This is a genomic window from Pseudomonas sp. B21-017 (assembly GCF_024749245.1).
Lineage (GTDB): Bacteria > Pseudomonadota > Gammaproteobacteria > Pseudomonadales > Pseudomonadaceae > Aquipseudomonas.
The window spans coordinates 3,488,201-3,500,788 of sequence record NZ_CP087194.1 but is presented as its reverse complement, the minus strand read 5'-3'; the positions used below and the strand labels follow the sequence as shown (position 1 = coordinate 3,500,788).

At 59.7% G+C, this 12,588-nt stretch carries 13 protein-coding genes and 1 pseudogene; 4 read left to right on the top strand and 10 right to left on the bottom strand.

Annotated elements, in window-relative coordinates; genetic code table 11:
• Positions 1–43: 43 nt before the first annotated feature.
• From LOY28_RS15780 to LOY28_RS15760, 5 genes are all read right to left on the bottom strand, one after another.
• Complete coding sequence (locus LOY28_RS15780; RefSeq protein ID WP_258612095.1) at positions 44–637, bottom strand: adhesin; 594 nt, start codon at positions 635–637, stop codon at positions 44–46.
• Between the two features lies 1 nt (position 638).
• Positions 639–1,091, bottom strand: coding sequence for a hypothetical protein (locus LOY28_RS15775; protein WP_018926076.1), 453 nt, complete (start codon positions 1,089–1,091; stop codon positions 639–641).
• Positions 1,092–1,463: 372 nt separating this feature from the next.
• A complete protein-coding gene (locus tag LOY28_RS15770; RefSeq protein WP_086946407.1) occupies positions 1,464–1,988 on the bottom strand; it encodes an AAA family ATPase in 525 nt (174 codons plus the stop codon).
• Positions 1,985–2,548 carry a nicotinamide riboside transporter PnuC gene (gene pnuC, locus LOY28_RS15765; protein WP_258612094.1) on the bottom strand — a complete coding sequence of 188 codons (564 nt, stop codon included), beginning with the start codon at positions 2,546–2,548 and terminating at the stop codon, positions 1,985–1,987. The genes LOY28_RS15770 and pnuC overlap by 4 nt, the downstream gene beginning before the upstream one ends.
• 238 nt (positions 2,549–2,786) lie before the next feature.
• Positions 2,787–4,421 carry a methyl-accepting chemotaxis protein gene (locus LOY28_RS15760; protein WP_258612093.1) on the bottom strand — a complete coding sequence of 545 codons (1,635 nt, stop codon included), beginning with the start codon at positions 4,419–4,421 and terminating at the stop codon, positions 2,787–2,789.
• A gap of 294 nt (positions 4,422–4,715) precedes the next feature.
• Between LOY28_RS15760 and LOY28_RS15755 the strand changes: the two genes are divergently transcribed.
• Both LOY28_RS15755 and LOY28_RS15750 read left to right on the top strand, forming a co-directional pair.
• A complete protein-coding gene (locus tag LOY28_RS15755) occupies positions 4,716–5,546 on the top strand; it encodes an undecaprenyl-diphosphate phosphatase (RefSeq protein WP_026286415.1) in 831 nt (276 codons plus the stop codon).
• Complete coding sequence (locus LOY28_RS15750; RefSeq protein ID WP_258612092.1) at positions 5,543–5,971, top strand: DUF1294 domain-containing protein; 429 nt, start codon at positions 5,543–5,545, stop codon at positions 5,969–5,971. Before LOY28_RS15755 ends, LOY28_RS15750 begins: the two co-directional genes overlap by 4 nt.
• 7 nt (positions 5,972–5,978) lie before the next feature.
• On the opposite strand, the gene LOY28_RS15745 is transcribed toward LOY28_RS15750, so the two are convergent.
• Both LOY28_RS15745 and LOY28_RS15740 read right to left on the bottom strand, forming a co-directional pair.
• A complete protein-coding gene (locus tag LOY28_RS15745; RefSeq protein WP_026286414.1) occupies positions 5,979–6,338 on the bottom strand; it encodes an MmcQ/YjbR family DNA-binding protein in 360 nt (119 codons plus the stop codon).
• Positions 6,335–7,243, bottom strand: a complete 909-nt coding sequence (locus LOY28_RS15740; RefSeq protein ID WP_018926069.1) for a LysR substrate-binding domain-containing protein — start codon at positions 7,241–7,243, stop codon at positions 6,335–6,337. Before LOY28_RS15740 ends, LOY28_RS15745 begins: the two co-directional genes overlap by 4 nt.
• 130 nt (positions 7,244–7,373) lie before the next feature.
• On the opposite strand from LOY28_RS15740, the gene LOY28_RS15735 reads away from it, so the two are divergent.
• Positions 7,374–7,985 carry an FMN-dependent NADH-azoreductase gene (locus LOY28_RS15735; RefSeq protein WP_064618091.1) on the top strand — a complete coding sequence of 204 codons (612 nt, stop codon included), beginning with the start codon at positions 7,374–7,376 and terminating at the stop codon, positions 7,983–7,985.
• A 169-nt stretch (positions 7,986–8,154) separates the two neighbouring features.
• On the top strand, positions 8,155–9,192 hold the full coding sequence (locus LOY28_RS15730) for a dienelactone hydrolase (protein WP_111453602.1): 1,038 nt from the start codon (positions 8,155–8,157) through the stop codon (positions 9,190–9,192).
• A gap of 27 nt (positions 9,193–9,219) precedes the next feature.
• On the opposite strand, the gene LOY28_RS15725 is transcribed toward LOY28_RS15730, so the two are convergent.
• The 3 genes and pseudogenes from LOY28_RS15725 to LOY28_RS15715 all read right to left on the bottom strand — a co-directional run.
• Entirely contained in the window at positions 9,220–10,407 is a 1,188-nt protein-coding gene (locus LOY28_RS15725; protein WP_258612091.1) for an MFS transporter, read from the bottom strand.
• Positions 10,408–10,576: 169 nt separating this feature from the next.
• On the bottom strand, positions 10,577–12,166 hold the full coding sequence (locus tag LOY28_RS15720) for an ABC-F family ATPase (protein ID WP_026286413.1): 1,590 nt from the start codon (positions 12,164–12,166) through the stop codon (positions 10,577–10,579).
• Positions 12,150–12,421 (bottom strand): annotated as a pseudogene (locus tag LOY28_RS15715) (hypothetical protein); the annotation flags it as partial. The pseudogene LOY28_RS15715 and the gene LOY28_RS15720, both read right to left, overlap by 17 nt.
• Positions 12,422–12,588 lie beyond the last annotated feature (167 nt).

Here is a 12,588-nt window from a genome sequence, read left to right as displayed (position 1 = left end):
GTTGGTTAAGTGTTGGTTACTTTCTAATCGCACTGCGTTCGGGTCAGTCAGCGACCCGTATGCTCAGGGTGTTAGCCATTCGGTTCCCCACCCCGGCACTCTGGTTCACCTGAATCACTCCTCGGCTGCCGGTGAAGGCCTGGTCGCTTGTCACGACCTGGCGACTGCCTTTTGAAGCGTCAGTTGCCCCTGAGCTTGGTAACAACGCCACGTTCTGTTGAGAAAGGGCGCTATCGTCGACGCTTTGCGGCGCAGCACTGATGCTGATGTGCATTGCGTTGGCCATCTGGTTGTTGGCCCCGGCGCCCTGGTTGACACCCAGTGCACCGTTGCCTTGACTGAAAGAGTTGCCGCCGATGGTGGCCGTCGCGTTCATCGACGGGTTGGCGGGCGTGTCGAGTTTCTGGATGACGCGGGTGGTCGCCGAGGCATCAGTGGTGCCGATGGCGATGGCGCGGGTATTGGCCTGTTGCTGTTGATCGCCGGAGGCCTGGTTGACGTTGAAGTTGCCGTTGTACCGGGCGCCGGAATCCAGGATGTTGGCGGTGTTGACCACCGGAACGCTGGAGTCGGCCATGGCGCCTGGGCTCACACTGGCACCGATGACCAGGGCGAGAAGGATCAGGGAGCGGCTCATGTCATTGACCTCCCGCCAATCTGCCCAACGGCGCGAGGCCGGAGCTCATGGCATGGTTGATCGTTCCCGAAATCGCGCCACCGCTACCGCCGCCGTGACCGGCACTCATGCCGGGCATGCCATTGGGATTGGTCACGACATTGAGGCTGCCGGGTATGTTGCCGTTCTGGTTGATGCTGTTGCTGATGGACGAACCGCTGGCCACGCTGGCGAACTCACCATCGCTCAGTTCGGTGCTGTTGAGTGTCGAGGTGACACGATCCGAAGGGTTGGCGTTGACAGTGGTCGGGTAGGGGTCTTTTTGGAACGGCGGCCTGCCGACGGTGTGGGGCTGTACATCACGAGTGAGTACGATCACGCCATTGCCTTCAGCCTGAACATCAAGACTGAGTACCGAGACGGCGGCACATCCGAGCAGCATCAAGCGCGTAAAGCCTTTACGAAAAGTCCCCACGACTGCGATTCCTTCTGTTGTGCGCTGGCCCTAATCAGCGTTGTGAAGGAGAGAGCGAAAGTCGTGCCGCTTTGTGATTGTTGTTTTGATTCAAGGGGTTATCGATCAGGCTAAATGGATCCTTGATTGAGCTGTTTCAGGCCTGAGACAAAAGCGGGGGCTATAACGGGGAAAAGTAGGCGCAACGCTCTGGATCCATAGCTTGCGTGGTGATGTATCAGCGCTTTAACACAGATCATGACGCAATGATGAATAGCGCTGAAACGGGCTGTTCGAGTGCAAAGGTATGTTTCACAAACGGACGCATTTGAAAAATTATCGCAACAAATGCTGGGGGGCTGGGGGGGGCTGTAGCAGCTGCTACAGCCGAATTCAGCAACCTAGCAGCAGAGTGACGGCCTGCAACGCTTGGGCTCGGCGTTCTGCCCAGTCACCCTGGATCACTTGAACAGATTGCCGATGCCGCTCCAGCCACGCTTGAGTCGCGTTGAAAAAAGCCCGGCGTTGATCCAGCTGCGGCTGACAGCGCTGGCCATCGTCGGTCCAGTCGACGAGTTCAGGCGACAACAGCAAGTGCAAGTCGTAATGCCGGGCCAGCAGCGCTTGTTCGAGCCAGGCCGGGCAATCGCTGAACAGGGTCTGGCTCCAAAGCATGTTGCTCAGCAAGTGCGTGTCGAGAATCAGCAACGGTGGCGCAAGGGCGCGGGCATCATCTTCCCACTGCAACTGGCCGCGGGCGATCTCGGGGATATCCGCGAGGCAGGTGTCCCGTGCCTCCTGTTCAATGAACCAACGCACGTATTCGCCCACCAGAACGCCGCCGAATTGCTGTTGCAGCTCGGTGGCGAGCCAGCTCTTGCCGCTCGATTCGGGGCCCGTGAGCACCAGGACTTTCATGTGCGCAACGCCGGGTCGGCGCGCCACGTCCGCCAGCCTTGCACCGCCAGCAGGGCGAAAACCCCATAGAGGGCGGCGGTCAGGTACAGCTCTTTGTAGATGAACAGGCCGACGAAGATGACGTCCAGCGCGACCCACAGCGGCCAGCATTGCAGGCGTTTTTGTGCCATCCATAACTGTGCTACCAGGCTGAAACCGGTCAAGGCGGCGTCGAGCCAGGGTTGGGCGGCGTCGGTCCAGTGAGCCATCGCAGCGCCCAGCAGCAGGCTGCCGACCGCGCCCACGGCCAGCCCGAGCGCGACGGATTGGCCATCGAGCAGGCTGACGTGCCGCCCGTCATGCGTCACGCCCGCGCGAGTCCACTGCCACCAGCCGTAAAGCTGCAACGCGGCGTAGATCACTTGCAGCAGCATGTCCGAATACAGCTTCACCTCGAAAAAGATCCAGCTGTACAGCAGCACCATGACCAGACCGACCGGCCAGCACCAGGGGTTCTGTTTGACCGTCAGCCAGACGGCAATCACACCGAGGGCGGCGGCAAACAGTTCAAGCCCGGACATGGAGGATCCTTGGGGAAGACGAAAGGGGGGAGGATTGTAGCGGCAGGCGCTGCCAAGTAGAACCGGCTTGCGCAGTCCGGTGTAGCAGCTGCCGAGCCTGCGAGGCTGCGTTCGGTGTGGGCCGCATTCGGACGAAGCCGTCATAAATTCTGCGCACACGGTCTATCTGGAACCGGCGTCGCCTGATTTCACGACTGCTGCGCAGCCGAACGCAGGCTGCGCCAGCTGCTACAAGTGATCAGACGCGAAACTGCTTGAGCAACCCGTTCAACTGTTCGCTCAATTCCTTGAGATGAACACTGGCCACGCTCGACTGCTCGGCCGCCAATGCCGTGCTGTGGGACAACCCGGCGGCCTGGGTGACGTTCTGATTGATGTCTTCCACCACATGCGCCTGCTGCAAGGTTGCACTGGCAATCGAGGCATTCAAGCCGTTGAGGTTGCGCAAGGCCTGGCCGATGGCATTCAGGCTGGCACCGGCCAGGCCGGCCTGCTCGATGGTCAGTTGCGAGGCGCGGCTGCTGTCGCCAATGACCTTGACCGCCGCTTCGGAATGGCTTTGCAGGCGTTCGATCATCGACTGGATTTCTGCCGTCGACTTCTGGGTACGCTGGGCGAGCAGGCGCACTTCATCGGCGACCACCGCGAACCCTCGACCTTGCTCACCGGCCCGGGCGGCTTCGATGGCAGCGTTGAGGGCCAGCAGGTTGGTTTGCTCGGCGATAGAGCGAATCACTTCCAGGACACTGCCGATTTGCGTGCTTTCGTCGGCCAGCGTACGAATCACTTCCACCGCTTGATCGATGGTCGAAGACAGCTTGTCGATCTGCTGCAGGCTGCCATCGATATTGATCTGTCCCTGCTGTGCCTGAGATTCGGCATCGCGCATTTCACTGGCCGCGTGCTCGGCGTTTTTCGCCACATCCTGCACGCCGTAGGTCACTTCGTTGATCGCGGTCGCCACCAGTTCCATTTGCTGGGACTGCTGCTGGCTGCGTTGCTGGGCTTGTGCGGCGTCGTTGCCCAGTTCGCTGGAAGACTGGCCCAGCGCGCCGGCGGACACTTGCAACTGATTGATCACCAGGCGCAGCTTGGCGGTAAAGGCGTTGAAGTGTCGGGCCAGTTGCGTGACTTCGTCCTGGCCGTGGGTATCGAGGCTGCGGGTCAGGTCGCTTTCACCGCTGGCGATATTGGCCATGGCATTCACGGTTTCCTGCAACGGGCGCACGATGCTGCGGGCAATCATGATCACCAGCAGCGCCATGATCAGGGCAATCACCAGGCCGACGAAAGACGCCTTCCAGACTTGCGCATTAAACTCGGCTTGCATGTCGTCGATGTACACGCCCGAGCCGATCACCCAACCCCAGGGCTCGAACAGTTTGACGTAGGAGGTTTTTTCCACCGGCGCACTGGCGCCCGGTTTCGGCCAGCGATAGTTGACCATGCCGGCGCCCTTGGACTTGGCGATGGCAGCCATTTCGTTGAACAGTGCAAAACCGTCCGGGTCGCGGATCGTCGAGAGATTCTGGCCTTCGAGTTTTGGATTGGTCGGGTGCATGACCATGACTGGCGTCAGGTCGTTGATCCAGAAATAGTCATTCTGGTCGTAGCGCAAACCCCGCACGGCGGTCAGTGCCTGCTGTTGCGCGGCGGCGCGGGTGAGGGTGCCGGCGGTTTCCAGGCCGTGGTAGTAGGTCAGGATGCCACTGGCGGTCTGCACCACATGCTGGGTCTTCTGGGCCTTGGCCTGATAGAGGTCGTCGTGGATCTGCTTGAGCATCAACACGCCCAACGTCAACAGCATCACCACGGCCACGATCAAGATAAGCCACAAGCGTCGGCTGATCGACACACTGCGCAAGCTGTTCATAACGCTGTTACTCCGTTTTCTTGTTCTTGTCATAAACGATCGCCAGCATCCAACCACACGTTGCCGATCGGGCCTATCCTACTCAGGTCCTATTACGCGGCAGCGTAAATGAGGCTTGTCTGATAGGATTTCGGCCCCGCGCGGAAAAACCTGAGTCCAAGTCGATTTTTCACGGAATTTTTACGGTTTTGTGTGGATCTTGTGCGCGCGGGGTTTCAGCGCACGCTGATCGCGAATAACGCTCTACAAATTATTAACGGGGCATGCCTGGGGGCATGGCTTCTTGGGGGAATGATGGATCTTTGGACAGCCTTTCAGGCATTGATTTTAGGCGTTGTAGAAGGGCTGACCGAGTTCTTGCCCATTTCCAGTACCGGGCACCAGATCATTGTGGCGGACCTGCTCAATTTCGGCGGCGAACGAGCGATGGCCTTCAACATCATCATTCAGCTCGGCGCGATCCTGGCGGTGGTCTGGGAGTTCCGTCGCAAGATCCTCGACGTGATCATCGGTTTACCGACGCAGCCCAGCGCTCGACGCTTTACCGCGAACCTGTTGATCGCCTTCATGCCGGCCGTGGTATTGGGGGTGATTTTCGCCGACCTGATCCACAAGTACCTGTTCAACCCGATCACTGTGGCCAGCGCATTGGTCGTGGGCGGGATTATCATGTTGTGGGCTGAACGCCGGCAGCATGTCGTGCATGCCGAAAGCGTCGATGACATCACCTGGAAAGAGGCCCTGAAAGTCGGTTTTGCCCAGTGCCTGGCGATGATCCCGGGGACCTCGCGTTCCGGTTCGACGATCATCGGCGGTTTGCTGTTCGGGTTGTCGCGCAAGACGGCCACCGAATTCTCGTTCTTCCTTGCCATGCCAACCATGGTCGGCGCAGCGGTTTACTCGGGCTACAAATACCGCCACCTGTTTGTTCCGGCTGATTTCCCGGTGTTCGCCATCGGCTTTGTCACCGCGTTTATCTTTGCAATGATCGCCGTCCGGGGCCTGCTCAAGTTCATCGCCAGCCACAGCTACGCGGCGTTCGCCTGGTACCGCATCGTGTTCGGCCTGGTGATCCTGGCGACCTGGCAGTTCGGTTGGGTCGACTGGACCGCGGCCAAGCCATGAGCGACGCCACCGCACGCAACAACCCCGGACGCAAGTCCGGGGGAGCGATTCAAAACCTGCGGTTGAAATTGCTGGTGTTCGTTTTGCTGTGCGCAGTGCCGTTGTTTGGCTCGGTGTCGCTGTGGCTGCGCGGGGTGTCGGTGATTCCCCTGGCCGCCTATGGCATCGTCAGCGTGCTGGCGTTTTTCCTGTACTGGGGCGACAAGCACAAGGCCCGCACCGACAGCTGGCGCACGCCGGAGAACGTCTTGCACGCGGTGGAACTGGCGGGCGGTTGGCCGGGTGCCTTGCTGGCCCAGCAAGTGTTTCGGCACAAAACCCGCAAGGTTTCGTTTCAACTGGTGTTCTGGCTCATCGTGCTGATGCATCAGGTGTTCTGGATCGACCAGTTGTTTTTGGGTGCTCAGCTGTTCGCGCTGTTCTAAAGCTGTTTTAAAGCAGCAAGCCGATCTGCGTGCGCTTGGGCAACTTGCTCACCACCAGTTGGTGGGAACGTTGCAGCAAGCCTTGCAGCTCTTCGGTGCCCAGCGGGTAGGGCGTGTCCATGATGATCCACTGCGCCCGGGCCAGATACGGCGCCGGGTGAATGCCCGGTCGGTCGCAATGACCCAGGAACAGGTCCTTGTCGACCTTGAAGGCCAGGGACTGACCCCGCAGGTTCTGCAAGGCGAACATCTTGCTCCCGGCAATCGAAAACACCCTTACGCCCCCCCACTTGTAATCCTCCCGCGCGCCGGGCAGCGCCAGGCAGAATTGCGCGACATCCTCTTCGCTCATTGGTCTTGCCTTCATAACAGTCGGTCCCCACAGGCATTGAATGATTCGATCAAATGGTCGATCCAGGCGCGTACTGCCGGCATTACCCCGCGCCGATGAGGGTAGACCGCTTGCAGCCAACCGCCCGGCAATGACCAGTCAGGTAGCAGCTGCACCAGCGAGCCGTTTTCCAGTTCCTGCTCGCAATACATCATCGGCAACACGGTGAAACCCAGCCCGGACAGGGTACACGCCTTGCGCACGAGAAAATCGTCGATGCCCAATCGGGCTTCGAATGTCATTTCACAGGCCTTGCCCTGCTGGTCGAGCATCCGCAGATGCACCAGCCGATCGGCTTCCAGTGCGCCCAATATCGGTACGTTTTTCAAGTCGTCCGGGGTCTTGATCTGCCGCTCGCGAAGAAACGCCGGGCTGGCGACCATGACAGTCTGCGCCTGACGTAAGCGGCGGGTGACCAGCAGTGGGTCTTCATCTCCCAGTTCCCGCACTCTCAAGGCGACATCGACGCCTTCGGTCACCAGATCAACCCGGCGATTGAGCAGCAGCATCTCCAGCTGAACCTGCGGGAATTTCTCCAGGAACTTGCTGATCACCGACGGGAACATGTCGTGGGCCAACCCCACCGGGCAGGAAACCCGCAGCCGCCCCCGGGGTTCGCTGGACATGCTGGCCACCGCTTCGTCGGCCATCTCGGCCTCCAGCAGCATCGCCTGACAGTGTCGCAAGTAGCGCTCGCCCACAGCGGTCAGGTTGAGTTGGCGGGTGGTGCGTTGCAACAGACGCGCGCCCAGGCGTTCTTCCAGTTCGGCGATGCGTCGTGACAACCGAGACTTGGGAATCCCGAGCAAACGCCCGGCCGCCGCGAAGCCGCCGGCCTCGACCACCTTGGCGAAGTAGTAGAGGTCGTTGAGATCTTGCATGATTTAAATCCAGCTGTTCTATCAGTGGGACGAACTATCGCATTATTGCCAGCTAATCAGCTATTGGTTTCGTTGGTAGGATTGTTTCCATCAGATCGCCGGGTGGCGATCCTCACCTTGGAGATCCCACATGAAATTACTGCATATCGATTCGAGCATTCTGGGTGACAACTCGGCTTCCCGTCAGTTGAGCGGTGAAGTCGTCAAAGCCTGGCAAGCCGCCGAGCCTGGCGTTGTGGTGACTTACCGCGACCTGGCCGCCGATGCCATCAGCCATTTCTCCGCCGCCACGCTGGTCGCCGCTGGCACCGCCGCTGAGCTACGCAACGCCGCGCAACAGCATGAAGCCGATTTGGGTGCGCAGGCCCTGGCCGAATTCCTCGCCGCCGATGCCGTCGTGATTGCAGCGCCGATGTACAACTTCACCATCCCGACCCAACTCAAGGCCTGGATCGACCGCATCGCCGTAGCCGGCCAGACTTTCCGCTACACCGAAGCCGGCCCTGAAGGCCTGTGCGGCGGCAAGAAAGTGGTGATCGTTTCGACGGCTGGCGGTTTGCACGCTGGCCAACCGACCGGCACTGCTCACGAAGAGTACTTGAAGGTGATGTTCGGCTTCCTCGGTATCACCGACATCGAGTTCGTCCGCGCCCATGGCCTGGCCTACGGTGATGAAGTACGCAGCAAAGCCATGAGCGACGCTCAGGCGCAAATCAGCGAACAATTGTTCGCCGCCGCGTAAGGCTTGCGTAAAGTCGTAAACAGCTCGGGCAATACCCCTGAAACTCTGTATTCTGGTCATCGTGATGGCCAGGTACAGAGTTTTTTGTTTCTGGCGGCGATCAGTTTCTGGCCCAGGTTATGCAGTCGAGGGTTAACATCTGCGGTCAGGTAATAAGGTGGGGCATCCCATGGTGCGTCTTTGTGCAACATTACTGATTTGCCTGTTCGGCAGCCTGAATTCGGTGCACGCCGCGCCTGTGCTGTTTCCTCACTGGAGCGTCGGTTTCCATGAGATGACATTCCTCGACCCGCTGGACTTGCAGCCGATGCGCGCCATCGCCTTTTATCCGTCCAGTGAGAGGGAACATTCCAGCAAGCTCGAGGGCTACACGGTCGAAGCCGGTGAAGACACCAAAGTCGCCATCGGACGCTTCCCGATGTTGATGCTGTCCCATGGCAACACCGGAACCCCGCTGGCCCTGCACGATCTGGCCACCTCGCTGGCACGCAAGGGGTTTGTGGTGGTGGCGGTGATCCATCCCGGCGACAACTCCAAAGACCACAGCCGCCTCGGCACCTTGAGCAATCTTTACGGGCGGCCGATCCAGATTTCCGAAGCCATAACCGCGACCTTGGGCGACCGTATGCTTGCGCCCTTCGTCAATGCCGATCAGGTTGGGGTGATCGGCTATTCGGCGGGCGGTGAGACTGCGTTGATCCTGTCCGGCGCCACCCCGGACCTGGACCGTCTGCGCCGTTATTGCCATGAGCGCCCGGACGATCATGATGCCTGCAACACGCAAGGTGAATTGATCGTCGACCGCGATGACTTGCAGCCAGTGCCAGACCCGCGAGTGCATGCCTTGCTGTTGATGGCACCGCTGAGTCTGAAGTTCGGCCGCCAGACCTTGGCCGAGGTGCATGTGCCGGTGCTTCTATACAGCGGCGATGGCGACAAACTGGTGGCGTTCGACAAAAACGCCGCAGCGCTGGCGCGCAAACTGCCGACTGCACCGGATTTCAAATTGCTGGCCGGGGCAGGGCACTTCGTGTTCCTGGCACCGTGCAACGAGGAACAGATCGCCGCCATGCCGGCGCTGTGCACCGATGCCGACGGCGTCGACCGCAAGGACATTCACCGCAACCTGATCTCCGAAGCCGGACGTTTCTTCTCCCATGCCTTGGGCAAACCGAGTCGGGCCGGCATGCAAACTGCCGATCAATAAACTCCCACAAGAGATTTACAGCAGGCTTTAGACCATCGCCCGGTGTTTCAGTAACAGGGTCAAACCGAGTCCAGTCACGGACAACAACGCCGCACTGAAGAAAATCCACGCATACCCCAGGTTCAACGCCACCGCGCCCATCAACGGCCCGGCAATCGCCAGCGCCAGATCGAAAAACACCGCATAAGCACTCAAACCCGCGCCGCGACTGGAATTGGGCACCTGCTTGATCGCTTCCACGCCCAGCGCCGGATAGACCAGCGACAGGCCGAAGCCGGTCAGGCCTGCGCCAATCAAGGCGTAAACGGTCGAGGGCGCCAGCCACAACAGGACCAGCCCCACGGTTTCAACGCTCATGCAGGCAATGGCCGAGGTGAAGCCGCCGAAACGGCTGATGCTGGAAATGAACAACAGCCGCGACAGAATAAAACACACCCCAAACACCGTCAGGCAGTAAGCCGCTCCCGTCCAGCTACGACTGGCGTAATACAGGGTAATAAAAGTGGTGAGCGTGCCGTAGCCGATAGACGCCAGGCTCAGGCTCGCGCCGAAAGGGGCAATGCGCCCGAATACCGCCCAAAACGGCAGCCGCTCGCCGCGAATTACTGGCACCGAGGGTTTGTTGCGGATCAACAGCAGTGCCAACAGGGCCAGTAACGACAGCACGATCCCGAGGCTGGCGAAGCCCAATTCAGCGACCATCACCACGCCCAACGGTGCGCCAATGGCAATGGCGCCGTATGAGGCAATCCCGTTCCAGGAAATCGAACGTGCCGTGTGCTCGACACCGACCTGGCCCATGCACCAACTGATGGTGCCGACTCCGATCAACCCTTGGGCGATCCCCAGCAACAACCGGCCAGCGATCAGGATGATCAGGCTCAACAGCGGCAAACTTTGCAGCAGGGTCGACAGCAGCGTCAGCACGCCGCTCAACACAATCCCCGACAACCCGTAAACAATTGCCCGTTTGGTGCCGACGCTGTCCGACAAGCGCCCGGCCATCGGGCGGCTGAGCAGGGTGGCCAGGTATTGCGAACCGATGGTCAGCCCCGCAACGATGGCGCTGAACCCCAACTGTTCATGCACATACCCCGGCAACACGGCAATCGGCAGGCCGATGCAGAGGAAGGCAATAAAGGTATAGAAAACGATGGAAACGATCTGCAGGGTGATCGCCATGGAGCTTTGCGGGGGCAGTTGCTGCACAGACATGAGAGCTCGATCGCGGTAGGCGGTAGGAGAACTGCATCATGGCGCGGGCGTGAAATAAAAGAAAGCAGGCTAACGATGTGGATGACAGATCGGCTGTAAGTGGATCAACCTGAAATGCAAAAAGCCCCGTCACCAGGACGGGGCTTTCCATTTGCAGCCAGTAGCCGCCTTACATCAACACGCCCTGACTACGCAGGTAGTCGTCATAGGTGCCGCTGAAGTCGATCACGCCATCGGCGCTCAACTCGATGATGCGGGTGGCCAGGGACGATACGAACTCACGGTCGTGGCTGACGAAAATCAGCGTGCCCGGGTAGTTCTCCAGCGCCAGGTTCAGCGCCTCGATGGATTCCATGTCCAAGTGGTTGGTCGGTTCGTCCATTACCAGCACGTTCGGCTTTTGCAGGATCAGCTTGCCGAACAGCATGCGACCTTGCTCACCACCGGAGATGACCTTGACCGACTTGAGGATCTCGTCGTTGGAGAACAGCATACGCCCGAGGGTGCCGCGAACCAGTTGCTCGCCGCCCTGGGTCCATTGGCCCATCCAGTCGAACAGGTTGCAGTCGTCTTCGAAGTCGTGCGCGTGGTCCTGGGCGTAGTAGCCCAGCTCGGCGGCGTCGGTCCATTTCACGGTGCCGGCGTCCGGGGTCAGTTCGTTGACCAGGGTGCGCAGCAGGGTGGTTTTACCGATACCGTTCGGGCCGATGATCGCCACTCGCTCGCCGGCTTCAACGGTGAAGCTGAAGTCCTTGAACAGGGTCTTGCCGTCGAAGCCTTTGGCCATGCGCTCGACGATGACCGCCTGACGGTGCAACTTTTTGGTCTGCTCGAAACGAATGAACGGGCTGACACGGCTCGAAGGTTTGACTTCGGCCAGCTGGATCTTGTCGATCTGCTTGGCGCGGGAAGTTGCCTGCTTGGCTTTCGAGGCGTTGGCCGAGAAGCGACTGACAAACGATTGCAGTTCCGAGATCTGCGCTTTCTTCTTGGCGTTGTCCGACAGCAGTTGCTCGCGGGACTGGGTCGCCACGGTCATGTACTCGTCGTAGTTGCCTGGGAACAGGCGCAGCTCGCCGTAATCCAGGTCAGCCATGTGGGTGCACACGCTGTTCAGGAAGTGACGGTCGTGGGAGATGATGATCATCAGGCTGGAGCGCTGGGTCAGCACGTTTTCCAGCCAGCGGATGGTGTTGATGTCCAGGTGGTTGGTCGGTTCGTCGAGCAACAGCACTTCAGGATCGGAGAACAGCGCCTGCGCCAGCAACACGCGCAGTTTCCAGCCCGGCGACACTTCGCTCATCGGGCCGAAGTGCTGCTCGATGCCGATACCCAGGCCCAGCAACAGCTCGCCGGCACGGGACTCGGCGGTGTAGCCATCCATTTCGGCGAATTCGGTTTCCAGCTCGGCCACGGCCATGCCGTCTTCTTCGGTCATTTCCGGCAGCGAGTAGATGCGATCGCGCTCGGCCTTGACCTTCCACAGCTCTTCGTGACCCATGATCACGGTATCGATCACGGTGAATTCTTCGTAGGCGAACTGGTCTTGACGCAATTTACCCAGACGCACGTTCGGCTCAAGCATGACCTGGCCACCGGACGGCTCGAGATCGCCACCGAGGATTTTCATGAAAGTCGACTTGCCGCAACCGTTGGCGCCGATCAGGCCGTAGCGGTTGCCCGCGCCGAATTTGACCGAAACGTTTTCGAATAGCGGCTTGGCGCCGAACTGCATCGTGATGTTAGCTGTGGAGATCAATTACTTTACCTATCAATGGGTTGCGAGCTGCGCATTTTGGCGCTTGGGCCATACCTGGGGCGTTTTGGAGTTTCTCCATCTCTCCCCAGTCACCGCTAGACTTCAACCGGCGCGCATAAGTCGAGAGCAGCATCTGGACGCTTGTCCAAGCTGTTGGGCAATAAAGGCGGGATTCATGCCAGACATTCTGCATATTGTCGCATAAGTGTGACGGCAGTTGTACGGCGCGCGATAACGTGTCGCGAGCTTCTTCAGGTTGGCCCCGCTGCTTGGGTCTGCCCGAGGGGATGGTTCGTCCTGGTGGGTGGCGAAACGCTGCGCAAATCCTTGATTACACGCCAATGTTATTTTTGTTCAGCGTTGTGTTAGGGACACTGGGCGCTGCTCTGGGTAAAGTCGGCAGCGCTTGCCCGGCCAGGTGT

Coding starts and splice junctions, on each gene's coding strand:
- LOY28_RS15760 (WP_258612093.1), bottom strand. CDS start 4,421: ATGAACAGCTTGCGCAGTGTGTCGATCAGCCGACGCTTGTGGCTTATC.
- LOY28_RS15755 (WP_026286415.1), top strand. CDS start 4,716: ATGGATCTTTGGACAGCCTTTCAGGCATTGATTTTAGGCGTTGTAGAA.
- LOY28_RS15745 (WP_026286414.1), bottom strand. CDS start 6,338: ATGAAGGCAAGACCAATGAGCGAAGAGGATGTCGCGCAATTCTGCCTG.
- pnuC (WP_258612094.1), bottom strand. CDS start 2,548: ATGTCCGGGCTTGAACTGTTTGCCGCCGCCCTCGGTGTGATTGCCGTC.
- LOY28_RS15770 (WP_086946407.1), bottom strand. CDS start 1,988: ATGAAAGTCCTGGTGCTCACGGGCCCCGAATCGAGCGGCAAGAGCTGG.
- LOY28_RS15740 (WP_018926069.1), bottom strand. CDS start 7,243: ATGCAAGATCTCAACGACCTCTACTACTTCGCCAAGGTGGTCGAGGCC.
- LOY28_RS15780 (WP_258612095.1), bottom strand. CDS start 637: ATGAGCCGCTCCCTGATCCTTCTCGCCCTGGTCATCGGTGCCAGTGTG.
- LOY28_RS15730 (WP_111453602.1), top strand. CDS start 8,155: ATGGTGCGTCTTTGTGCAACATTACTGATTTGCCTGTTCGGCAGCCTG.
- LOY28_RS15735 (WP_064618091.1), top strand. CDS start 7,374: ATGAAATTACTGCATATCGATTCGAGCATTCTGGGTGACAACTCGGCT.
- LOY28_RS15725 (WP_258612091.1), bottom strand. CDS start 10,407: ATGTCTGTGCAGCAACTGCCCCCGCAAAGCTCCATGGCGATCACCCTG.
- LOY28_RS15750 (WP_258612092.1), top strand. CDS start 5,543: ATGAGCGACGCCACCGCACGCAACAACCCCGGACGCAAGTCCGGGGGA.